The following is a 21,353-nucleotide window of genomic DNA, read 5'->3' as shown; positions in this document are numbered from 1 at the left end:
TTTCTTAAGCTTCAATTGATTCAATAAGGGCACTCTACTCTTTTAACGGTGACATAACGGTTGAAGAAGTAGAGCGCTCTTTTATTCTGTTAGCGCTTCTAAAGCGATACGTAGCAGTGAAGCTCACACAAAAGCGGTGAAGCTCACACAGAAAAGGTAGGTAGCATGAGGCTACCTACCTGAAATGTAGATCAAATAATCTGGAGCAATTAGGTTCCAGAAGTCCAGGAGTTGATGTACTCGATTTGGTCAGAATTTAGACTGTCGATCGAGAAGCCCATCGCTTGCAGTTTCAACCGTGCGATCTCTTGATCTAATTCAGTCGGAACCGGATAAACACCTGGTTCTAACTGTCCTTTGTTCTTGACCAGATATTCTGCGGCTAAAGCTTGGTTCGCAAAGCTCATGTCCATTACCGCGCTTGGGTGTCCTTCTGCGGCTGCCAAGTTCACCAAGCGACCTTCACCCAGCACAACGACTGATTTACCAGACTTGAGCGTGTACTCCTCGGTGAAGTTGCGAACGGTCTTCACATCAGTTGCCCGTTCTTTCAGCGCTTCGAGATCGATTTCGATGTCAAAGTGACCAGAGTTACAGACGATCGCGCCGTCTTTCATCGCGTCGAAGTGTTCCCCGCGAATCACATGCTTGTTGCCTGTGACAGTGATGAAGATATCACCCTTCGCAGCGGCTTCGGACATCGGCATTAGTTGGAAACCATCCATCACGGCCTCGATCGCAGCAACCGGGCTGATCTCAGTGACGATGACGTTTGCGCCTAAACCACGAGCGCGATTCGCTGTGCCTTTACCGCACCAGCCATATCCAGCCACAACGATCGTCTTACCTGCTAGGAGAATGTTGGTCGCGCGGATAATGCCGTCGAGCGTCGATTGTCCGGTTCCGTAGCGGTTATCGAAGAAGTGCTTCGTTTCTGCGTCGTTGACGTTGATGGCAGGGAACGCCAAAGCACCATCTTTGTTCATGGCTTCCAAGCGAACCACTCCGGTTGTGGTTTCTTCGGTGGTTCCAATCAAGTCTTCAATTTGGTGTTTGCGTTGTTGCACCAGGGTTGCGACCACATCACAGCCATCATCAATGATGATGTTAGGACGGTGATCGAGAGCGATCTGGACGTGCTTATGATAGGTTTCGTTGTCTTCGCCTTTGATTGCGAAAACAGGGATTTCGTAGTCTGCAACTAAGCTGGCAGCTACGTCGTCTTGAGTCGAAAGCGGGTTGCTAGCAATCAGAATCGCATCGGCTCCGCCTGCTTTGAGGGCGATCGCGAGATTTGCAGTCTCGGTCGTAACGTGACAGCACGCAACGAGTCGAATGCCTTCAAACGGTTTTTCTTGAGCGAAACGATCTCGGATTTGCTTTAGCACTGGCATTTCCCGCCCAGCCCATTCGATCCGCTGTTTACCTGCGGGTGCAAGGGCAAGGTCTTTGACTTCGTACTTCAAACGGACGGGTGTTGCGGTCATGAAAATGTTTCCTTAATAAGAGACATCAAGTGCGGGATGTGAAAACCCCTTAATACGTTAACTTGCATTTTCAGGATCAATTCAACGATCGCTAAAGTTTCTAAATCGATTCCATAGCGATCAGTAAGGATTGACAAAGCAAGCTAATCCCTAATCTCAGGTTCGATACTGAGCGAAGTCAAGGTGAGAGGTAAAGCTTCTTACGTGCTTTACACAGCCTTTCTTGACTCTTTTGAAAAGCTTAACGTTTCTTCAAGAAATTTGGGCGATTTCACTGAAATCCGATACCATAGTACAGAAATACCATTCTTTTTCGAGGGAAGAACCGATCCAGTTTGGGGCGGCGATCGCTCTAAAATCTACCCCAAGATGTAGTGAATAGTAACTACAATAGAGAAGTAATGAATTCTCCCTTCTCCATGCAAGATGTCGTTCCAGTAGGTCGGTTTTTCTCGATGGGCGGTGGACGGGTTGGGCAGTATCTTTCGAATAGAGTTTTAAGTGTGAGGACTCCGTTTCGACGATATGCGCGATCGTCTGAGGTGTGTTATCTCGGTTTTGAGAAGTTTAGCCAAGCCCAGAAGTTTGCTCAATCCCTTGCAAGTTCAGGAATGCGCTTCTCGGTGCAGAAGAGTCAAGTGCTGACTCAGTTTCCGTATGAGATCAAGTTGTCTGGCGATACGGAGACGGCTCGACGACTCGCGTATTGGGATCGCAAAGACCACGATCGCGCCATTGTTGCATCGCATAAATCTGCGATCGCAGCATAGCTCGATCTCCTTGAAATCGTAGCGATTATGCACTACAATAGTACAAGTGATTCAGGTTCTTGTTCCATGACGAAGCATTATATTCTTCAGCTTGATCCGAGCGCCAAGTACGAATGGGATCGGTGTTCGCTTCGTGATCCGATTACTGCCGATCGCCCTGGTTTTGCGGAGCTAATCGCGCAAGCCGTGGGTGAGCAACCCGGTTCCTACCTTGTGTCCGTCAAGATTGAAGTGCAAGTCTTAGAGCAAGCTGCACCGCAGTCTCAGCACGAGACACAGCTTCCACCGATTTCTGAGTTGCCCACTCATGCGCCTGTTCTGCAAGGAATGGTCGCTTAATGGCTGAAAGGTTTGCTGCTGTTCGTAGTCGGCTGTCAGTTTTGACCCGATGGCTACTGACCACTTATTATTTTCAGGAATGTCAGTCATGAAACTTCGTTTAGATCAATATCCCACCGCGATCGCCCAAGCTGCCCAGCATGTGAATGAGCTAGAGCAGAAGATCGCTGAGATCCGCTATCATATCGCTCGGTTAGAAGGCAATGCCGATATGGTGGTGGCGTTTGAGACGGCGCTGAAGAACGATAACCAGCGCAAGGCGCGGCGGTTTGAAGTGCTGCAAGTGAATTCCGAGTATCAGCGGGGGATCGATGCCCTCAATCGCGCAACGACTGAGAAGGCAAATGCGTTTGCTCATCTAGAGCGGTTGCGGAATGAGTTCAGCGTAGCCAAGCTAGAAGCGCGGTTGGCGATCGCACAGCAATTGAGCGGGTTAGAATCGCGTGAATTGGTTGGACTGTAATTGGTTGAACTGTGGAGACGCGATCAATCGCGTCTCCACGGAGGGTTGAAAGACTCCCGGTGAATCTGTAGCAGTAGAGCCTTTTTGAGTTCTACTGCTTTTTCATAAAAAAAGACCTCCACCACTCGCGGCAAGGTCGTTCAGTTGATTCAAGTTCTCAGAGCATAGCGTAATCGAAAGGTGGATCGAATGCAAGAAAGAGTGGTGGTGGTGATTCGGGATTTAATGAAACTTCAAGGTGTGAGCATTCGACAGATCTCTGCCAGAATCGCTGAAGAGCATGGGGGAAGCGCATTAGGATACACACAGCAGATCAACCGTATCCTGAATGATCCAGCGTATGAACCGAGTTTTGCAACCGTTGAGAAGATACTATCAGCGTTGAAATTTTCAATGTGGCAATTGCCCTCGAATCTTAGAACGATCGAATCCCGATTAGATAAGTTAAGTGATGAAATTTATGAGATCAAGAACACCGTTGCTCAGCTTTGTGCATCGATTGAGGCAATATCCAACGATCGCGACAAAGTACAGTAACATCTACAAAAATTAGACTGTATGAGCATTAAGCAAATGCTACGTCTCGATTGAGCCGCGCTGACAAATCGATTTATGATTTTGAAGTGGAGTGGAGGCCTTGATATGCAGTGTGTGGTAGTTGATCCATCGGTTCCGGGGCGATTGGCACTCAAAGAAGTCGAGCGACCCTCGCTTTTGCCATCGCAAGCTTTGGTCAAAGTTGCAGCCATCTCGCTGAATCGGGGAGAAGTAAGACGCGCTCAAACCGCTGCCGCAGGATCACGACCGGGATGGGATTTGGCAGGAACGATCGTCACTGCTGCCGCTGATGGGTCAGGCTTTGCGGTTGGAACACGGGTGGTTGGATTTGTGTTGTCGGGGGCTTGGGCGGAATATGTGGCAGTACCGACGGATGCGATCGCAGCCTTACCGGATCAGGTTGCGTTTGCCGATGCCGCAACGCTTCCGGTTGCTGGATTAACGGCGCTGATGGGGCTTTCAAAGGGCGGATCACTCTTAGGAAAATCGGTTCTGATTACTGGCGCGTCGGGCGGTGTGGGATATTTTGCCGTTCAGTTGGCGCGGCAAGCAGGGGCGATCGTTACGGCACAACTGCGGCGATCGGACTGGATTAATTTTGTGAAAGAAGCAGGTGCTCATCGAACGATCGTCGGAGAATCACTGCAAGAATTTAGCCCGTATGATTTGATTCTGGATTCGACAGGCGGCAGTTTGCTTTCAAACGCATTAAGCGCGATCGCGCCGGATGGAATCTGTGTCACGTATGGAACGACGGCAGATGAAACGGTGACGATCGACGCGAAATCCTTTTACGGTGTGGGTGGCGCAAGCTTATACGGCTTCATTTTGTTCCACGAACTGAAGCGCCAACCTGCTGCCGCTGGACTCACAAAATTGGTGCAATTCGCTGCCGATGGAACCCTGAAACCCCATATCGATCGCATGGCTTCTTGGAAGGAAATCGCAACTCTCGCGCAGCAGCTAACCGATCGCCAATTTGTCGGCAAAGCGGTGCTGCATCTCGATTAGCATTCCACGATGTTTAGGGGATTGCTGCAAGAGGTCTAAAGCCGATCGCACAATTTCATCCGGTTCGATATCCAAGCACTCTAGATTGTAAGGGCACTCGAACGCATAGCAAGGATGGCAATCGGTAGGTTGTCGCAACAGTCGTGCAAATCCGCTGCGCGGCTCCCACTGGCATTCCAGTTCAGTCCCCGCAAACAGGATAATGCTCGGTGTTTTAGTTGCATCGGCAATGTGCATCGTTGAAGTATTGTTACTCAACATCAGTTCTGCATGAGCAATCAAAGCGGCAAGCTCTGACAAGCTAGTTTTGCCAATCAAGTCGATCGCGCAATTGCCCAATACTTCCAGCACAATTCCAGCCCGATCGCGATCTTTCTCGACTCCGGTGACAGCGACTTTCCAGCCTGATAGATTTGCAAGTTGTTTCGCTGCGATCGCAAATCGCTTTGCATCATAGTTGCGCGATTGGCAGCTTGTCCAAGCATTCAGAACAATGTAAGGCTGATCAATCAGTTTGAGATTCGGGAATTGAATTTCTAGGGAACGATCGCGCACCTCAAACCCGACCGACTCGATCAAACGTAGATTTCGTTCCACTTGATGCAGATCATCCGGTGCAGCAGGAATTTCATGCGTGAGCATTGCGCCGCCTGTTTCTTTTGATTCTCCTAACCGGAGCGGAATTCCTGCCAAACATGAAGCAAACGCGGCTGGATGCGGAGACTGACTAAAGCTTGTGAAGATGATCACAGCATCAAATCCGCGTAGCTTTTCAACTAACTGCCACTCCCGCGCTGGCTCAAACGGCAATCGCCCTAAATCCTGCCACAATACGCGCCATGTCAATACCTCATCGACCCACGGCAACGCCGCAGCCGCAGCCGAACCTCCGGGACTTGCCATTAAGGTCAACTTTGCTTCGGGCAAGTTTTCTTTAATCGATCGCAAGGCTGGACTGGTCATGATCACATCACCAATATTGTCCAACCGCATCACTAGCAAATTTCTAACCGATGTCCAAGGTTGAGCTAACACAGAATTTTCACTTAATCAAATGCTTTGAGCTTCCAGCAATTGAGTTGCAACTGCCATCACTCGATCGACAGAAATTTCATCGACACAAGTTGCCCAATCTGCGCTTTGCGCGGAGCGCAATTCCGTCGGAACCGAGCATTCGCCACTGTACCAACAGGACTGGACGGTAAAGTTTTCAATTCTGCGCTCTGGACAGTTCAAATAGCCTTGTAAATTAACGTGCGGTTGCGGTTGTCCGTACCGTTCATACCAGGATGGGCCAAATAATGTGATTGTTGGCGTTCCCACTGCTGCCGCAACTCTCGCGGCTCCAGTATCACTAGCAATCATCAAATCAACCTGAGAAAGCATCGCAGCCAGTTCTCGTAATGTTCCTAATTCCCATAATTTTGCGTTGTTAATCTGGTCTGAAATGAGTGCTGCTTGTTCGCGATCGGAGCCAACTAAAACCACGATCGCAGCCTCTAATCTCTGTCCCAGTTGAATAAAATTCCGTTCATCCCAGCGTTTAATTTTCATTCCTGCATCAGGACAAAGCACAACCAGAGGAGGTGCTAAACCTGCAAGTTTTTCTCTGGCAGCCTGGTACTCTTCAGGCGTGAGATACAGTTTAGGCGGCAGGATTGCAGATTCTAAGATCAAACCTTCTGACAATAGAATCTGAGTAAATCGATCGCTGACAAACTGATTCGGAGGTGGCGATCGCCAAAGATTTGATACCACACGATCAGCACGACTAGAAATTAATTGATCAATGCGATCGTAATTTGTATCTGAAACAATTAAGTCGAATGTCTGCTCAGATAAAAGCTGCTCGATCGCCTGTCTGACATTGTGTTTATCTGCATAGACAACTCGCTCAATGAATGGATCATGCTCCAACAATAATCCGCCTGGCGCAAACGTCAGCACGGTCATCTTGGCTTGATTATGACTGCGCCCCAATGCTTGAATTGCAGACAGCGCAATTAAAACATCTCCAATCCCACCCAATAGCTCAATAAATAGAATTTGCTGCATCTGAACGATTACGAACCCTCCCTGATTAGCTACCAGGTGCAGTAGGCTGCTGTCATTGCTCTAAAGAGAGAAATTACTCCGACTGCATCTGGCAACCCAGCTTAAGCAGCGATCGCTACAGGGAATTTTCAGTAGAACAGAGCAAAATTAGCAAAAATCGTTGCAGTCGCCCAAAACTCGCTTATAATCCAGCCAACTCTTCGAGCCGCGCTCGACAGCACTCTTTGCTTCTATCGCCATGCTGAAATTCTTCAAACTCGAACTCATTTCCGCGATCGCCCTTCTCATCAGCACTTCTGCGATCGCGGCTCCCTTAGAAACTTGGCGCTTCGATCCAAACACCAACCAGCTTGAAGTCACCGTGCCTGCTGGAATTACACCGCGCTATTCTCTCATGGCACAGCCGACCCGGATTGTGCTTGATCTTCCTGACACTCAGATTGCCGCTGTCAATCCAAGAGGGACGTTTTCAGGAGCCGTTCGCGAAGTTCGAGTGTCGCAATTTCAGCCGAATATTGCCAGAATCGTTTTGGAACTTGCCCCCGATACCGAATTAAGCAATCCGCAAGCTCAACTTCAACCCGTCAAAAGTACCGAGCAAGGGCAAAATCGCTCTGCTTCAGCAAGTGTCCGCTGGACGCTCCGTCCCATGCTTGCCGCTTCTGCAAATTCAAAAGCTGTGTTTAATGCGGCGCGTCCAGTTCAAGTCGCACCTGTTCAAACGTCAGAGGCTCAGACTGCGACTCCTCAAACTTCAGCGCCAGCAGCTGCGATCGCCCAAGCCTCTGCCAACGATTTTGGTTTACCACCTGCTCCACCTGCAATCAACGTTGCACCAGAAGCGCCGCCTTCGGTGACTGCACCCCCCTTGCCGCCTGCTCAGGCTCGCCCGTTGCCAACCGCACCCACGGCACCCACTGCTGGATCGAGCAATAAGCCAGGAAGTAGCCTATTGTTTCCGACTGCACCTGCACGATCGATACCGCAATCGAATCCGCTCCAATTGCCCGAAGTCAACTCTAGCTTGGAGATTCCTCGATCGTTTCCGCCCGTGATTGCTCCGGCTACTCCACCAGAAGTGACTGTTCCGCAGCTTGAGCAACGCTCAGATCCGCCACGATCAACACAGCGCCCCTTAGAAGATGCTCCAGTTCCAGCGCGATCGAGAGTAATTGAGTTTGGTCAGCCTTTGCCACGTTAACGTCAGTTCGATGCAATTTTCGCTGCCCCTCACAACTTCGGCTTATTCCAGACCCGCTAGAGCAAAGGATGCCGCCATGAATTTATGCAACCACTTGCATCGTTTACCAGCCTAAGCGGGTCGGTTGTTCATACACTCGTTTCAAGGTGTTGACATCCCTTGCTGAAATTAGAGGAGGAGTGCGAACCTGCGAGAAGTACATCACATCGGTTTCAAGCGAGCTGTGTCCCCAAATGCCTAAAGCGTGACCGAGTTCATGACGCGCCGCCGCAAGCATTGACAAATCTGGGCGGTTCGGCTGAACTCGAATAATCATGCGATGCTGCAAGATTGCATCTTGTTCATACAGTTCAAAGCGAACGTCCGCAAATCGAACGCGCTCAACGGGAGGAAATCGGAGCGGAATCGAAGCCCGATCGATCCGAATATCTGCGCTGTCCCTACGATCGACTAGTTCCAATGGAAAATAAGCTTTCCATTCATTTACCGCTTGCGTCATCAGAGTTACCCAAGTCTGACTCCACTGATCCGCAGGCTGAACGTAGACCTTCACCGGAAAGCGCGACCAAACGAGATATTCAGGTTCTGTTTTTTGCACTCGATCGAAGTAATCGCCCGATCGATCTGTCCACTGTGCCAAAACGGACGGTAACGGATGAACCCTCGGAACAGACAACGCCACCCCAGAAATCGCCCAAAACAAAACGCATCCGACTGCAAAAAGAGCAATCGAATGCGTCCTGAACCAGCGAAATCTTACCGACCCAGCCATCCCGCACTCAGAATCACTGTGATTCCCATAAAGAGGATCGTTAACAGCCAAGTGGCGCGATTCAGGGTTGTTTCTGCGCTCTTGGTGCTAGTAAACAGTTGAGCTTGACCGCCTAGACCGCCTAACCCATCGCCTTTGGGACTATGCAGCAGCACCAGAATCACGATTCCGACCGCAGAAAACATCCAAACTGATCTCAAAACTGTAAGTAGCGTCATAAGGTCAATACGATCGACATACCCTTCATTATATTGACATTGGCGTTGTATTGATTCGCTTTACGCGAGATTGGGCATTCTGGCAGAAAAACGTAGTTTCCCTGAGTGTCATGATTAACGCTGTTCGTTTTGCTGTAGTCGGCGGAGAAGCAAGCCTGAATGGCCTGATTAGAACGCTCCTTAGCTTGTTCAACTTCACCCTAATTCAGATTGGAGATGTTCGGCTTTCGTTTGCGACGTTATCGGCTCTTGTTCTTCAAATCGGCTGTGTCGCGATCGCCTCGCGCATTATTAAGCAGCTCATTAAAAAGCGAATTTTAGCCAGCTTTGGACTAGAGCTTGGGACACGCGAATCCCTTTCTTCGCTGGCAAGCTATGTCGTTGCGATCGCAGGCTTTTTCTTTGTTCTCGATTCTACCGGAATTAATCTAAGTTCTCTCACCGTTTTTGCGGGGGCGATCGGGTTGGCAGTTGGTATTGGCTTGCAAAATTTAGCGAACAATTTCATTAGTGGCATCATTTTATTGCTCGAACAGCCGATTCGCGTGGGCGATTTTGTCGAAGTTGGAACCGTACTCGGAACGGTTGAGCGCATCTCACTGCGATCGACCCAGATTCGGACGGGAATGGGCTTATCGGTGTTTGTGCCCAATAGTGTGCTGGCAAACAATAGTTTGATCAATTGGACGCATCTTGATCCGACTTGCTGTGTGGCGCTTCAGATTGCGGTTGCAGATACGAATGATTCGATGTTAGTCACAGAGGCAATGTTAGCCGCAGCGTATGAAGAACCGGATATTTTGTCTTCGCCGCGTCCGATCGTCTTTTTCAAGGGCATCGAAAATAACTCGTTTCTGTTTGAGATTGAAATCTCGATTGCTCAACCGATGCGAAGAAGTTCGATTAAAAGCGCTTTACTCTTCCGCATCCAAGCCAAGTTTCAGGAATATGGCATTACTTATCCGAGCAAGAGTGTTCTGATTCGGACAGAGCATCCGAATCAGATGCCTGTGTTCATCGAACAAGCTGCTACACCATTCGAGGAGTTAGCAACGAATCAAAAGTTGAAACGATCGACCGCCATCACGCTCAAAGAGATGCTTCGCAAGGTGAGCTACTTTTCAACTCTGAGCAATTTTGAACTGAGACACATTATCGAGGAGGGATATCAGAAAAAGTTTGCAGCAGGTGAGACTATCTGCCGCGAAAACGATCCCGGAGATTCGTTCTATATCATCTTGTCGGGTTCGGTGGATGTGTTTGTGGAGTCGATCGACAAGCAAGTTGCAGTCCGCGTGGCGGGCGAGTTTATCGGAGAAATGTCTTTGCTGATGGGAACGTCTCGAACTGCAACGCTACGAACTTTAGAGGAGACGATTTTATTTGTGGTCGATCGCGGCAATCTGCAACGGTTATTGCGAAAACAGCAGGAGCTTGCCGATCGTATTTCAGAAGAGTTAGTCAAACGGCAGGATAGCTTGGAGCGCTTAGGAATTAAGATTGGTGCTCAGGAAGAACCGCCGCTCGTTCAGATTCGCAAACGGATTCAAATCATATTTGGAATTTGATTGACGTTAACGAGCGTTGAGCTTTTTCTGCACTTTCGCGATCAAACGTTTGAAGGCAAGCTGAGTTAAACGCGATCGAGTCAAGGGTGCAATTGTGGCGGGATGAGCTTGTTTATGGTCAAAAAATTCATTCACTTCACGTAAAATTACGTTCAATCGGTGCAGAATATTGGGCGATCGATATTCATCAAAGAAACTAGCAGGTAAAGGGGGTGTAGGGTTAGCGATCGCTCTCAAAATTCGCTGAACATCATACTCGGTCGAATAACCCGCAATTTTCTGACAGTTAAATCCTGGATCTAAGTAATCTGACAATCCACCGTTCACGCTTGAAAACACTTGACATCCACACGCCATTGCTTCCATCGGTTGCAGTCCAAAACCCTCGCTCACACGCTGTTGCGCCCAATACTCGGCAGAATCGTATAAATAAACTTTAGTCCGATTGAAAACAGTTGAGAGACTATCAACGAAAGTATTGATAATCTCAACTTTACAACGCTGCTGAAGTGCAGGAATTAACTGATTAATCAAATACTCCGAGGATTTTCGTGTGTGGATCAAAACATCAATATCGCGATTCAGATCTAAAACGCGAAATTCATCAGAGATTTGATTTGGCAAATAATAGATTAGTGAATTTGGTGAAAGCTGTCCCCAATATCCTAGTGTATTGCGGCTAACCGTGACGATCGGAACACTCGAAGGCAATGTAAAACCATAGCCTGCACTATGAGCGTGATAAATCGCGTGATAGTTTTTCAATCGGTTGGCTAACTTTGCGACATCAAACCCCCAGCTCATCACAAAGATAATGTTGCTCAAGTCTTTCTGCTCCAGCACATCATCGAGAAACAAAGTGCCTTTCTCGCGTTGTCGATAAGTGACAATCTCTGCTGGACAAAGCTGCTTTGCCAGTTCAAAGGCTTTGAGTTCTGCCCATAAGCCTCCGCAGGCAAAGCGTTTTCCAGTCCCAGGCAGCAAGAAATAAAGCGATCGCATCTCAAGTCACATCATTCGGTGTGGGTATTCTATTGCAGCGATCGTTCCAGCGCAAGAAAAGAAATCAAGCCTTGCATCAAGGGTTCAATCCGGAAGGATGGCTCAAAATGAGGTACTTGATTCTGGTGACTCGGAATCAGAGACAGCAAGTGTGTTGATGGTGCAGCTTGATTGTCCTGGGTGTTAAACGATAGATCAAACTGCTTCACCTGATTCTGCTGTAGAGGAACTGATGAAAAGAATAATGGGGTCGTCGCTGGACGGTCACGTCCTCCTGTAGCAGAGCTATCGCTCACCTTTGCAATACAAGTCGAATCAAACGGAATCGAAGCATTCAGCACATCGATCGCCGCGCTTTGCCGCGCAGCATCAGCACGATCGAACCCCTTTGCCCAACTTAAACCGAACTGATACCGATCGTTGCGGCTCTTTGCCCAAACTGAACTCGCATTCTTCACCATGAAGTCTCTGTAACGCGAGTTCGGTGAAGTTTGATGCAGGTAAGCTAAATTGCGAATGAAAATGCCCTTAAACTGCGGCCCGTCCTCTCCACAGTTTGGCTCGCAAGGTTCGCGCAAAACTCCATTTCTAGAAAGATGCTGAATTGTTGCATTGGCGATCGTGTGAGCTTGATTCAGGTAAGAACGGTCTTTTGTACTCTTATACAAATCAACCAGTCCCCCAATCACTACGCCCTGGTTATAAGTCCAGGTTGTTTGTCCGTTGTTGCGGCAACGATCGTCGAGTCCATCATTAACTAAATTTTGGCGGTTGATCATACCTGATCGTTTGATCCAGTTCCAGCCGCGCTTTGACCAGTCGAGGTAACTTCCTTTACCGTAGTCATTCACGGTGCGTTGATGCAACCGGATAGCAATAGTAAAGAATAACTCATTCGTGATTGCGTTTTTATACTGACGATCTTTGCGCCACCACATGCCGCCGCCGCATTTTGAATCCCATCCTTTAGTCATGTCTCTGAAGATGGCTTTTGCGGTGTTGAGATAGCGCTTTTCACCGGTTAGATCGTATGCCTTAATCCACGTCAACGCCCACCAGCCTTGGTCATCATACACATCGGCTTCGGTGAATCCTGTTGATTTTTGCTTGTTGTAGGTGTTGGAGATGATGTGGCGGTAGGTGGACTGATTCGTCGTGCGCGAATAATCGATCGTCGTTTCGAGCGCGTTTGCTGCATTCCACCAGCCCGTCGATTTCCAAAGTCCTGTAGAACTGCTGTAAAACAGTTGAAGCGCAGCCATTCCAGCGGCAGCGGCTTGGCAAACTCCGGGTAGAACCATAACCGAGCATCTCCTTAAATCCTGGTCACAACAATTGGGTCACAAGGTAATTAAGGATACTGCCCTAGATTATTTTTTTAACATAACTCAAAAAACAAATATTACTCGCTGACTGCGTGTTGCTTTAACTCAGTCAGGCTGGCATATTCGAGTGCTGCGGCATGAGTTGAAGCCAACACAACCGGAGGCGCGACCCCTGCATCAAGCGCTTCTTTCCAACGAGCAGCACACAGACACCAGCGATCGCCCGGTTTTAATCCGGGAAAATCATAAAGGGGCATCGGAGTGCTGAGATCGTTTCCGCGAGATTTGGTGAATTCGAGAAACTCGGCGGTTAGCTGAGCGCAGACGACATGAACACCCGTATCTCCGGCTCCGGTGCTACAAAATCCGTCGCGATAATATCCCGTCATCGGCGAGGTGCAGCAGCTTTGAAGTTCCTCTCCTAAAACATTTCTAGCGCGTGAAACCATGATCAGTTCTCCCTATTGATGTCTAGTTTTCCAGGGCTTGCTGGAGTGCCTCTTGTTTGAATCCAACAAATACCGCCTTTCCATCCTTCACAAATAGTGGACGCTTCAGCAGCATGGCATCTTTTGCAAAAGCGTCCACCCATTGATTGTCTGTCCAAGCTTGTTTTTCTTCTCCTAAAGCCCGGTAAGACTGCCCTGACGTATTTCGCATCGGTTTTGCTCCCAAGGCTGAGACCCAGGCTGCGATCGCAGCCTGGGTGGGCGGTTGATCTTTTGTGTTGATAAAGTCGTAGGCGATCGCGCGATCGTCTAGCCATTTGAACGCTTTTTTACAGGTTCCACAGGTGGGAATGCCATAAACTTGCAGAGTCATCGATTCTAAGCTTTGATTGCCTTGATGATTCTAAAGCAGAACATTCACCAAGATCCAATAGATCACTAGCGTTCCAATAATTCCAATCCATAATTTTGCTTGGTTCATAATAATAAGGGTTTTATGTTACGTGAGTGATAAATTTTCCGCTTCGGCTTGAGCGGAGGGTTGCCCCCTAAATCCCCCACGAACGGGGGACTTTGAGCGAAGAGGTTCCCCGAACTTAGAGAGATTCTTAACGCTCACAGTTCCTAAATATGCGGGATTTAGAGGGCTACCCGGAGCATTATTGAAGCTATCTCCAGTTTGCGATCGTCACTGCCCCAATGGGATCTACCACAAGAGCGAGACTGGCTTAGCGCTCGACCAGTTGCCGGAAGCGGCGATCGTTCATGATTTGCTCAAATTCAGGATCGCCTTTGGCATCTTCCCGGTAGCGAGGATTGAGCCGAATGGCTTCTTCGAGGTTTTCGATCGCCGCCTGGGTATGTCCCTGAAGTGCGTAACAAATGGCTTTGTTGTAGTACGCAGGCGCATAGCTTGGCTGAATATCGATCGCAAAGTCAAAGCTTTCAAGCGCATCACGATCGCGCTCTAGCTGAATCAGCAGATAGCCGCGATAGTTCCAAACTTTGTAGGCTTCAGAATTGAGTTTGAGGGCTTCATCAAATGAAGCTAATGCTTCGGAATAGCGTGCCAACATTTGCAGCGCTAATCCACGATTCAGCCACGCGATCGAGTCTTTGGGACGAATTTGCACCGCTTGATTGAACGAGCGAAATGCTTCTTCGTGGCGCTGCAATTTGCCCAGGGCGACGCCCCGATCACACCACGCCTCTGAGTAATCGGGATCGAGTTGAATTGCGCGATCGTAAGACGCGATCGCCTCTTTGTATTGTTTCAGTCGTCCCAGCGCCAAACCGCGTCTCAGCCAGAGTTCCGGATTGTTGGATTGCTGCTTGATGGCGTGATCGTAATGTGCGATCGCCGCCTCAAATTGACCGGATCTAAATAACTCCTCAGCCTGGTCGAAATCGGTCGATTCTACTGACTCAGCCGTGGAGGTTTCAGCAGGCTCAGGACGGCGATTTTGGGCTTGTTCACGCAGTCCCGAAAGTTGAGAAACGAACTCAAGTTCTAAATGCTGAAGCTTGTTGAAAATCGCTTGTTTTTGCTGCACTGCATCGGATTCGAGGAGCCGCAACTTGTCGAGGAAGTTGGTTCTTCCTTGAAGCGCAGTCGATTCTAACTCTGAGAACTGAGATGAAACTTCTGCCCCTCGCTGGTCGAGATCGGCTTGCAGTTGTTTTTGACGCTGTTCGAGCTGCGATAATACTTCCGTTTCTTTCTGGTCGAGGTTGCGCTGTACCTGTTTTTGATGTTCCTCTAGGTGCGATCGAACTTCCGTCGCTGTTCCTGAAAGTTCCGTTTCTAACTGTTCAATCCGTTCGCTGACTTGATCGCGCTGCTGTTGGGTATCAAGCTGAAATGCGATTAGCTGGGCTGCAAATTCTGCTTTGAGATGACGCAGATCTTCGAGGAGTTGATTACGTCGATCTTCTGTGTCAGTTTGTACGTCGCTAAGTTGTGTAATGTAATCTTGCTCGAATTGCGTTAAGCGTTGCAACATTTGATCGCGCTGGTGTTGCGCGTCAGATTGTAGCTGATCGAGCTGCGTTGTAAATGCGGTTTGCGATTTCGTTAAATGTTCCTGTGTGAGTTGTTGCTGCTCTGTGGCAAATGCGCCAATTTCATCGAGTTGTGCGATTAATTGATTTTGTAATTCCGTGAATCGATCGACGACAAGCGCGCTTTGCTGGTCGGTATCGGTCTTTAACGTTGTGAGATGGGCGACGAAACCTGAAGCAAGATTTTCTAGCTCTCGTTTTGATAAATTAACTTGCGTTTCGAGTCCGGCTAAGAGTTCGGACTGCGATCGTGACAACTGAGCCGTTAAGCCCGTTAAACTTTCTGCATCTTCTGAAATTCGGCGCTGCAATTCCTGAACTTCGACTTCGAGTTGAGCGATCACATTGCGGGACTGCTGAATTCGGCGTTCTGCTTCCTGTTGAACATCTTGGAGCTGATGCTCAACCTCGGAGAGATGCTGAAGCTGCTCTAATCCCCGTTCGACAATTTCACGAATAATAATCCGTCGGAATCGCCACAACGCCACAAGCAGCGCGATCGGAAACACGGTTAAGGTAATCAGCGCCACATTCAGCAGCATACTGGAGCGAGTTAAGGCACGATCGATTTCCGATTCCACTTGCGATCGGACTTGCTGCTCTTGTCGCAGTTGGGTCAGTTCCTGCTGCGGGGATTGCTGCGCTCGGACAACTTCAATCGAACTGAGCGGAGCCGAACAGACGAGAAATCCGCCCAGTAGAAAGGCAAAAACTGATTGATTCTTTTTCAGCATAAAGAATTTCCGCTCGATCAATGGAAGTTGTACTATTGTCCAATTTACCAAGCCGATTCCAGAATTCGCAGAAATTATCTTAATGTTGCAGCTTTCTAAACGGTTTCCGGCTTACTATCGCGCTGCATCAGTTCGCCAACGGCTGACTGGGGCGTAATTTCTCCCCGCAGTAAGCGATCGACCTGAGTGGAAATTGGCATCGAAATTCCTTGAGCTTGCGCTAATTTGATTAAAACCTGAGTCGTGTTAATTCCTTCTGCGGTTCCTTCCAGTGTTGCTAGAACTTCGGAAAGCGTTTTCCCTTGTGCGAGTCCATACCCAACTTGATAATTCCGGCTCAAGGAACTGCTACAAGTTGCCAATAGATCACCCAAGCCCGACAAGCCGTAAAACGTCTCCGGTTTCGCACCCCAATACGTACCGAGCCGAATCATCTCAGCCAGTCCCCGTGTCACTAATGCCGATTTCGCATTCGCACCCAACTGCAACCCGTCACAGGCTCCAACGGCGATCGCAATCACATTTTTCAAGGTCCCACCCAGTTCAACCCCAAGCGGATCAGCATTGGTATATACCCGAAATCGCGCGGAGGAAAAGGCTTGCTGAACGCGATCGGCAACGGCTTGATCCCGACTCGCAACAACACTGGCAGCAGGTAGCCCTTGCTGGATTTCCTTAGATAAATTTGGCCCGGATAGAACTGCGATCGTACTCTCTGGAAATGCAGCCTGCCAAACCTGCGAGGGCAGCAACGGCAACGCCGTTTCACTGCCCGATTCAGAATCTAATCCCTTCGTTGCCGTAACGATCGTCGGCATCGTAATCGAAATTTGCTTAATCACCGATCGCACGCCTTTCATCGATACGGCTGAAATGACAAGATCGGATTGGGCAATCGTTTCATCCAGGGATCGATCACTTTGCCGCGACCACGCTGCGACCTCATGCCCATTGTCTCGTACCAATCCTGCCAGCGTTGACCCCCAAGCCCCCGCCCCGATTACCGTAATCCTCATCGCGGATACTGCTTCATCAGCGCCTGAACCTGCTCGGCATGATAGGAACTCCGAGTTAATGGAGTCGAAACCACCTGCAAAAAGCCGATCGATTCGCCATAGTCCCGCCAAGCATCAAACTGCTCTGATTTAACAAAATTCTGCACCCCTAAATGCTTCTGACTCGGTTGGAGATACTGCCCGATCGTCAAAATATCGCAGTTCACCGCTCTCAAGTCCTGCATCGTCTCGCGCACTTCAGCATCGGTTTCACCCAATCCCACCATGATCCCCGACTTGGTGTAAACGCTTGGATTAGTGTCGCGCACCTGTTTCAGCAATTCGAGCGATCGTGCATAATTCCCTTGCGGACGTACCCGACGATACAGCCGTGAAATCGTTTCAGTATTGTGATTCAGCACTTCAGGAGACGCACTTAAAATGACCTCCAGCGCGTCCCAATCGCCGCACAAATCCGGAATCAAAACTTCGATCGTCGTTTTCGGTGAAACCGATCGGATCTCCTGAATACAGCGAACAAACTGCGATGCTCCACCATCCGGCAAATCATCCCGATTCACCGAAGTCACCACGACATGATTCAACCGCATTCGTCGCACCGCTTCCGCGAGTCGAGTCGGCTCGGTCGGATCAAGCGGCTTTGGCTTCTTCTCAAAATCAATATCGCAATAGGGGCAAGCACGAGTACAAGCAGGCCCCATGATCAAAAATGTCGCTGTTCCCGCATTAAAGCACTCACCGATATTCGGGCAAGATGCCTCTTCGCACACCGTATTCAGCGCTAAATCTCGCAAGACTTCTTTGACAGTTCCGACTCGCTCCCACTGAGGAGCTTTGACCCGTAGCCATTCCGGTTTAACAACCACTGCTTTACCTATGTGTGCGATCGCGTTTTGCGTGTTCTATCTTAATTTGTCCTGACTCTTCTTAACAACCCTGGAATTTTTCGCAAATCCCTCGACGCAGACGCAAACTTGCATTATGATGAAATACGCATTGCAAAAAATGCTTTGCGGGATGTAGCGCAGCTTGGTAGCGCACCTCGTTCGGGACGAGGGGGTCGTAGGTTCAAATCCTATCATCCCGATTTTGGTTAATTGACCGCATGAAACACTGACGATCGCCGCGATCGCTCAACGACTCACAGCAAATAAAAGCCCCGATCCGTCAAGAATCGGGGCTTTATTGTAAGCACAACGACACAGAAGCTTAAACTCGACCGCGTAGCATTTGCGCCATTTCGTTTTGCTTCGGCGACATTTCCAGCGCCACTTCTTCCGTAATTTGACCTTGCTCGTACAGCTTGTACAACGATTGATTCATCGTACACATCCCGTCAAATCCGCAGCGAGGAATAATTGCTTCAATCTCATCGAGTTCCCCTTTGCGGATGTAATCTCGAATCGCATCAGTATTGATCAAGATGTCATGGAACGCTGCCCGCTTGCCGTCCGTCGTCCGACATAGCCCTTGTGCGACGACCGCCACCAGCGATTCCGCCAGCGCAACCCGCATCGTTGCCTGTTCGTTCGGTTGATAAAGGCTGAGAATCCGCTCGATCGTTTTCACCGCGCTATTCGTGTGCAGGGTTCCCATGACTAAGTGACCCGTTTGCGCTGCTTTTAAGGCTGTGTTGACCGTTTCCTTATCTCGCATTTCACCGACCAGGATGATGTCTGGGTCTTCCCGGAGCGCGGCTTTCAGAGCGTTGTCAAATTTGCGGGTGTGCATCCCCACTTCGCGGTGCTTGATCAAGGCTTTGCGGCTTTTGTGAATAAATTCGATCGGGTCTTCGATCGTAATAATATTCTTCGGCATCTCCTTATTGATGTAATCGATCATCGCTGCCAGCGTAGTCGATTTCCCTGATCCGGTAGGACCTGTAATTAGAATCAACCCCTTGTGATAGTGACAGATATCCTTGAACACCGTTGGCAGGTTTAGCTGCTCCATCGTCAAGATTTTCAGCGGAATCAAACGCAGCACCATCGCTGGGCCGTGTAGCGAACCGAAGATATTAATCCGAACCCGCGCAAAGTCGTACTGAGTCGCACCGTCGAAGTCCATACTTTCTTCAAACTGGCTGATCTCCTCCTCAGACAATACTTCCCGCAGCCAACCCATGAACGTTGCATGATCCGTTTCAGACCATTCGGTCGTTTCGATTTCGCCTCGGTTGCGATAGCGCGGAACTTCACCCACTCCCAAATGAACATCCGAAAATCCTTTATCAAATGCGGTGCGGATGATTTGTTCTAGGGTCGGTGAGTCAGAGCGACGAGACGCAGTTGGGGCAGACGGTGGAATTGTGGGGCGATGTCCCATTGCAGGGGGAGGAGTTGCTCCAGTCGGAGTTGTCAACGGTGCAGAAGGCGAATTAGCTGGAATTGGGACAGGCGGAGCGGGCGGACGACTTGCAGGCATTGCCAAGGTTTGAGTCGCGCCATTTCTTACTGCTGGCTCAGTCACTTCCGCAGATAGATTGGGCATCGTCCGTAGGGAAGGCGGCGGTGCAGGAGGCATTCTTGGAGCAGGTGGCGGAGGAATGTCGCGAATGGCGGCAGTGCTCTCAGTGTGCGGCGCGGATGAACGCTGTGATTCTAGTGTCATATGCCTACGTTGATAAAATCCCTGAGTACATGGGTTGGATTAATCGGGTGGCGGGGGCAGAGGGGCGAATGAATGCTCGATTTGGAAAATCTTTACGGTTTGAACCTTGGCACGGTGAATGCCAGACCCCTAACATGAATTAAGCTTTCCCAGATGTCACGGGGGAGTATCAAGAGGGATGAGGAGCTATGAGTGCGTCGGAGCGTTGGTACGTAGTGAAGCGACCCACTGCCCAATGTCAGATTTTGACTGAGGATGAGCTAGAAAAAAGCCAAACGACAAATCCCTCTGAGATCGTGGAGCATTGGGGCCCATTTACCTCAGAGGGAGAAGCGATCGCGCGTCGCGTCGGATTAATTCGATCAGGAAAATGCCAGCCGAGCTAGTTTTTAGCGCGGTTGCCTTGTTTAGCGGTAATGGCTTGGTTGAGTACCTGCATGGCTTTAACGTACTGCGGGTCGTTAGCAGTGCCAATCTTCTCGCGGTCTTTCACTAAAGCTTGCCGCTGCTGTTCGCTCAGTTCAACCACCACATCTGGGTCAATTCCATGCTTGTTGATGTCGCGACCCTTGGGCGTGAGATATTTCGCGATCGTCACTGCCATTCCCGATCCGTCACCCAGGCTGCGAACCGATTGGACTAAACCCTTACCAAAAGTTTTCGTTCCGACGATCGTGCCGCGCTTGTTATCTTGAATGGCGCCAGAGAGAATTTCACTGGCGCTGGCTGAACCGCCATCTACCAGTACGACGAGCGGCTTATCGGTCAAGGCGCGACCGTTGGCTTCTTCTTTATCTGAAATGCCCTGGCGATCGACGGTTGAGACGATGCCGCCTTTGGGAACCCACATCCGAGCGATGTCCACGCTGGCGTAGAGCAATCCGCCGGGGTTCGATCGTAGGTCAAGCACATAGCCTGTGACGTTCTCTTTTTCCAGCTTTTGAATGGCTTCACGCATCTCCGGAGCGGCATTTGCGCTGAACTGAACGAGACGAATGTAGCCGACCTTGCCCGTCGGCGATTGCTGAACGCTAGCGCGAACGGGATGAATTTCAATTTTGGCGCGTTTGAGGTTGAACTCTAGCTGCTGAGTACCGCGTAGAACCGTGAGCTTGACTTGAGTGTTCACAGGCCCGCGAATCAGCGTCACGGCTTTGTTCACGTCCATTCCTTCAGTGCTTTTGCCGTCGATCTGCTGGATGATGTCTTTCGCCTGGACTCCGGCGGCTGAAGCAGGACTCCCCTCGATCGGCGAAATTACCGTGAGTTTCTTGGTTTTTTCATCGGCTGCAAGCTGGATTCCCACGCCTGTCAACTCACCGGAAGTATCGATCTGCATATTGCGAAACTCATCCGGGTCCATAAAGCGCGTGTAGGGATCGCCCAATCGCTTGAGCATTTCCCGAATTGACTTGTAGGCTTCGGTTTTGTCTTTGTAGCTGCGGTTGAGATATTGGCTCCGCACCGATTTCCAATCGACCTGATTAAATGTCGCATCGACGTAATTGCGATCGATCACTTGCCAGACTTCATCCACAAGCTCTTTAGGACTATCCCGAAAGAACGCTTGCCCTTTATTAAGATGAATCCCGGCTCCGGTGATGGTCACTGCGGTAACGGCGGCAGCCGTTGCTCCTAAGACAAGCGCTCGTTTCGTCATGACTATACCTGCTGAAGTTCTGGAGAAGTGACAAAAGGTTATGCTCAATTTAAC

The 21,353-nt window shown here is 49.5% G+C and carries 22 protein-coding genes and 1 tRNA gene; 9 read left to right on the top strand and 14 right to left on the bottom strand.

The window, feature by feature from the left end:
* Positions 1-209 precede the first annotated feature (209 nt).
* Positions 210-1,487 (bottom strand): adenosylhomocysteinase, encoded by a 1,278-nt coding sequence (ahcY, locus tag NC980_RS10540; protein ID WP_190379109.1) that lies wholly within the window; start codon positions 1,485-1,487, stop codon positions 210-212.
* Between the two features lie 401 nt (positions 1,488-1,888).
* On the opposite strand from ahcY, the gene NC980_RS10535 reads away from it, so the two are divergent.
* From NC980_RS10535 to NC980_RS10515, 5 genes are all read left to right on the top strand, one after another.
* Positions 1,889-2,257: a hypothetical protein gene (locus NC980_RS10535; RefSeq protein ID WP_190379108.1), complete on the top strand. Its 369-nt coding sequence runs from the start codon at positions 1,889-1,891 to the stop codon at positions 2,255-2,257.
* A gap of 66 nt (positions 2,258-2,323) precedes the next feature.
* Positions 2,324-2,596, top strand: a complete 273-nt coding sequence (locus NC980_RS10530; protein ID WP_190379107.1) for a hypothetical protein — start codon at positions 2,324-2,326, stop codon at positions 2,594-2,596.
* Between the two features lie 88 nt (positions 2,597-2,684).
* Positions 2,685-3,059 (top strand): hypothetical protein, encoded by a 375-nt coding sequence (locus tag NC980_RS10525; protein WP_190379106.1) that lies wholly within the window; start codon positions 2,685-2,687, stop codon positions 3,057-3,059.
* A gap of 189 nt (positions 3,060-3,248) precedes the next feature.
* Positions 3,249-3,596 carry an XRE family transcriptional regulator gene (locus NC980_RS10520; RefSeq protein ID WP_190379105.1) on the top strand — a complete coding sequence of 116 codons (348 nt, stop codon included), beginning with the start codon at positions 3,249-3,251 and terminating at the stop codon, positions 3,594-3,596.
* A gap of 105 nt (positions 3,597-3,701) precedes the next feature.
* Positions 3,702-4,628, top strand: coding sequence for a zinc-binding dehydrogenase (locus tag NC980_RS10515; RefSeq protein ID WP_190379104.1), 927 nt, complete (start codon positions 3,702-3,704; stop codon positions 4,626-4,628).
* On the opposite strand, the gene NC980_RS10510 is transcribed toward NC980_RS10515, so the two are convergent.
* Together NC980_RS10510 and NC980_RS10505 are read right to left on the bottom strand one after the other, a co-directional pair.
* Entirely contained in the window at positions 4,581-5,663 is a 1,083-nt protein-coding gene (locus tag NC980_RS10510; protein ID WP_199298723.1) for a glycosyltransferase family 9 protein, read from the bottom strand. The genes NC980_RS10515 and NC980_RS10510 overlap by 48 nt on opposite strands.
* Before the next feature lie 15 nt (positions 5,664-5,678).
* Positions 5,679-6,683: a glycosyltransferase family 9 protein gene (locus tag NC980_RS10505; RefSeq protein WP_190379103.1), complete on the bottom strand. Its 1,005-nt coding sequence runs from the start codon at positions 6,681-6,683 to the stop codon at positions 5,679-5,681.
* A gap of 238 nt (positions 6,684-6,921) precedes the next feature.
* On the opposite strand from NC980_RS10505, the gene NC980_RS10500 reads away from it, so the two are divergent.
* Positions 6,922-7,884 carry an AMIN domain-containing protein gene (locus tag NC980_RS10500; protein WP_190379102.1) on the top strand — a complete coding sequence of 321 codons (963 nt, stop codon included), beginning with the start codon at positions 6,922-6,924 and terminating at the stop codon, positions 7,882-7,884.
* 103 nt (positions 7,885-7,987) lie between these two features.
* On the opposite strand, the gene NC980_RS10495 is transcribed toward NC980_RS10500, so the two are convergent.
* Entirely contained in the window at positions 7,988-8,566 is a 579-nt protein-coding gene (locus tag NC980_RS10495; RefSeq protein WP_347273084.1) for a peptidase, read from the bottom strand.
* A 74-nt stretch (positions 8,567-8,640) separates the two neighbouring features.
* Complete coding sequence (secG, locus tag NC980_RS10490) at positions 8,641-8,874, bottom strand: preprotein translocase subunit SecG (RefSeq protein ID WP_190379100.1); 234 nt, start codon at positions 8,872-8,874, stop codon at positions 8,641-8,643.
* Between the two features lie 110 nt (positions 8,875-8,984).
* Between secG and NC980_RS10485 the strand changes: the two genes are divergently transcribed.
* Positions 8,985-10,442 carry a mechanosensitive ion channel domain-containing protein gene (locus NC980_RS10485; RefSeq protein WP_190379099.1) on the top strand — a complete coding sequence of 486 codons (1,458 nt, stop codon included), beginning with the start codon at positions 8,985-8,987 and terminating at the stop codon, positions 10,440-10,442.
* Positions 10,443-10,448: 6 nt separating this feature from the next.
* On the opposite strand, the gene NC980_RS10480 is transcribed toward NC980_RS10485, so the two are convergent.
* The 7 genes from NC980_RS10480 to lipA all read right to left on the bottom strand — a co-directional run bounded on the left by NC980_RS10480 (position 10,449) and on the right by lipA (position 17,895).
* The gene (locus NC980_RS10480) at positions 10,449-11,444 is read right to left on the bottom strand and encodes a glycosyltransferase (RefSeq protein WP_190379098.1); all 996 of its coding nucleotides are present in this window, start codon (positions 11,442-11,444) and stop codon (positions 10,449-10,451) included.
* A gap of 29 nt (positions 11,445-11,473) precedes the next feature.
* Complete coding sequence (locus NC980_RS10475; RefSeq protein WP_242027169.1) at positions 11,474-12,745, bottom strand: glycoside hydrolase family 76 protein; 1,272 nt, start codon at positions 12,743-12,745, stop codon at positions 11,474-11,476.
* A gap of 101 nt (positions 12,746-12,846) precedes the next feature.
* Positions 12,847-13,218 (bottom strand): DUF2237 domain-containing protein, encoded by a 372-nt coding sequence (locus NC980_RS10470; RefSeq protein ID WP_190379097.1) that lies wholly within the window; start codon positions 13,216-13,218, stop codon positions 12,847-12,849.
* A gap of 22 nt (positions 13,219-13,240) precedes the next feature.
* On the bottom strand, positions 13,241-13,591 hold the full coding sequence (locus NC980_RS10465; RefSeq protein ID WP_190379096.1) for a Spx/MgsR family RNA polymerase-binding regulatory protein: 351 nt from the start codon (positions 13,589-13,591) through the stop codon (positions 13,241-13,243).
* Positions 13,592-13,946: 355 nt separating this feature from the next.
* On the bottom strand, positions 13,947-16,013 hold the full coding sequence (locus NC980_RS10460) for a tetratricopeptide repeat protein (RefSeq protein WP_190379095.1): 2,067 nt from the start codon (positions 16,011-16,013) through the stop codon (positions 13,947-13,949).
* Between the two features lie 95 nt (positions 16,014-16,108).
* Positions 16,109-17,029 (bottom strand): NAD(P)H-dependent glycerol-3-phosphate dehydrogenase, encoded by a 921-nt coding sequence (locus NC980_RS10455; RefSeq protein ID WP_190379094.1) that lies wholly within the window; start codon positions 17,027-17,029, stop codon positions 16,109-16,111.
* Positions 17,026-17,895: a lipoyl synthase gene (gene lipA / locus NC980_RS10450; RefSeq protein WP_190379093.1), complete on the bottom strand. Its 870-nt coding sequence runs from the start codon at positions 17,893-17,895 to the stop codon at positions 17,026-17,028. The genes NC980_RS10455 and lipA overlap by 4 nt, the downstream gene beginning before the upstream one ends.
* A gap of 147 nt (positions 17,896-18,042) precedes the next feature.
* Here lipA and NC980_RS10445 point away from each other — a divergent pair.
* Positions 18,043-18,116 (top strand) — tRNA-Pro (locus NC980_RS10445).
* A gap of 122 nt (positions 18,117-18,238) precedes the next feature.
* On the opposite strand, the gene NC980_RS10440 is transcribed toward NC980_RS10445, so the two are convergent.
* On the bottom strand, positions 18,239-19,639 hold the full coding sequence (locus NC980_RS10440; protein WP_190379092.1) for a type IV pilus twitching motility protein PilT: 1,401 nt from the start codon (positions 19,637-19,639) through the stop codon (positions 18,239-18,241).
* Positions 19,640-19,827: 188 nt separating this feature from the next.
* Here NC980_RS10440 and NC980_RS10435 point away from each other — a divergent pair, with 188 nt between their 5' ends.
* Positions 19,828-20,025, top strand: coding sequence for a hypothetical protein (locus NC980_RS10435; protein WP_190379091.1), 198 nt, complete (start codon positions 19,828-19,830; stop codon positions 20,023-20,025).
* Here the strand turns inward: NC980_RS10435 and ctpC are convergent.
* Positions 20,022-21,305, bottom strand: coding sequence for a carboxyl-terminal processing protease CtpC (ctpC, locus tag NC980_RS10430; RefSeq protein ID WP_347273107.1), 1,284 nt, complete (start codon positions 21,303-21,305; stop codon positions 20,022-20,024). The genes NC980_RS10435 and ctpC overlap by 4 nt on opposite strands.
* Between the last annotated feature and the right edge of the window lie 48 nt (positions 21,306-21,353).

It is taken from the genome of Leptolyngbya sp. AS-A5 (assembly GCF_039962495.1).
Taxonomy (GTDB): Bacteria; Cyanobacteriota; Cyanobacteriia; order Leptolyngbyales; family Leptolyngbyaceae; genus Leptolyngbya.
This window is presented reverse-complemented; position numbering and strand designations above follow the sequence as displayed.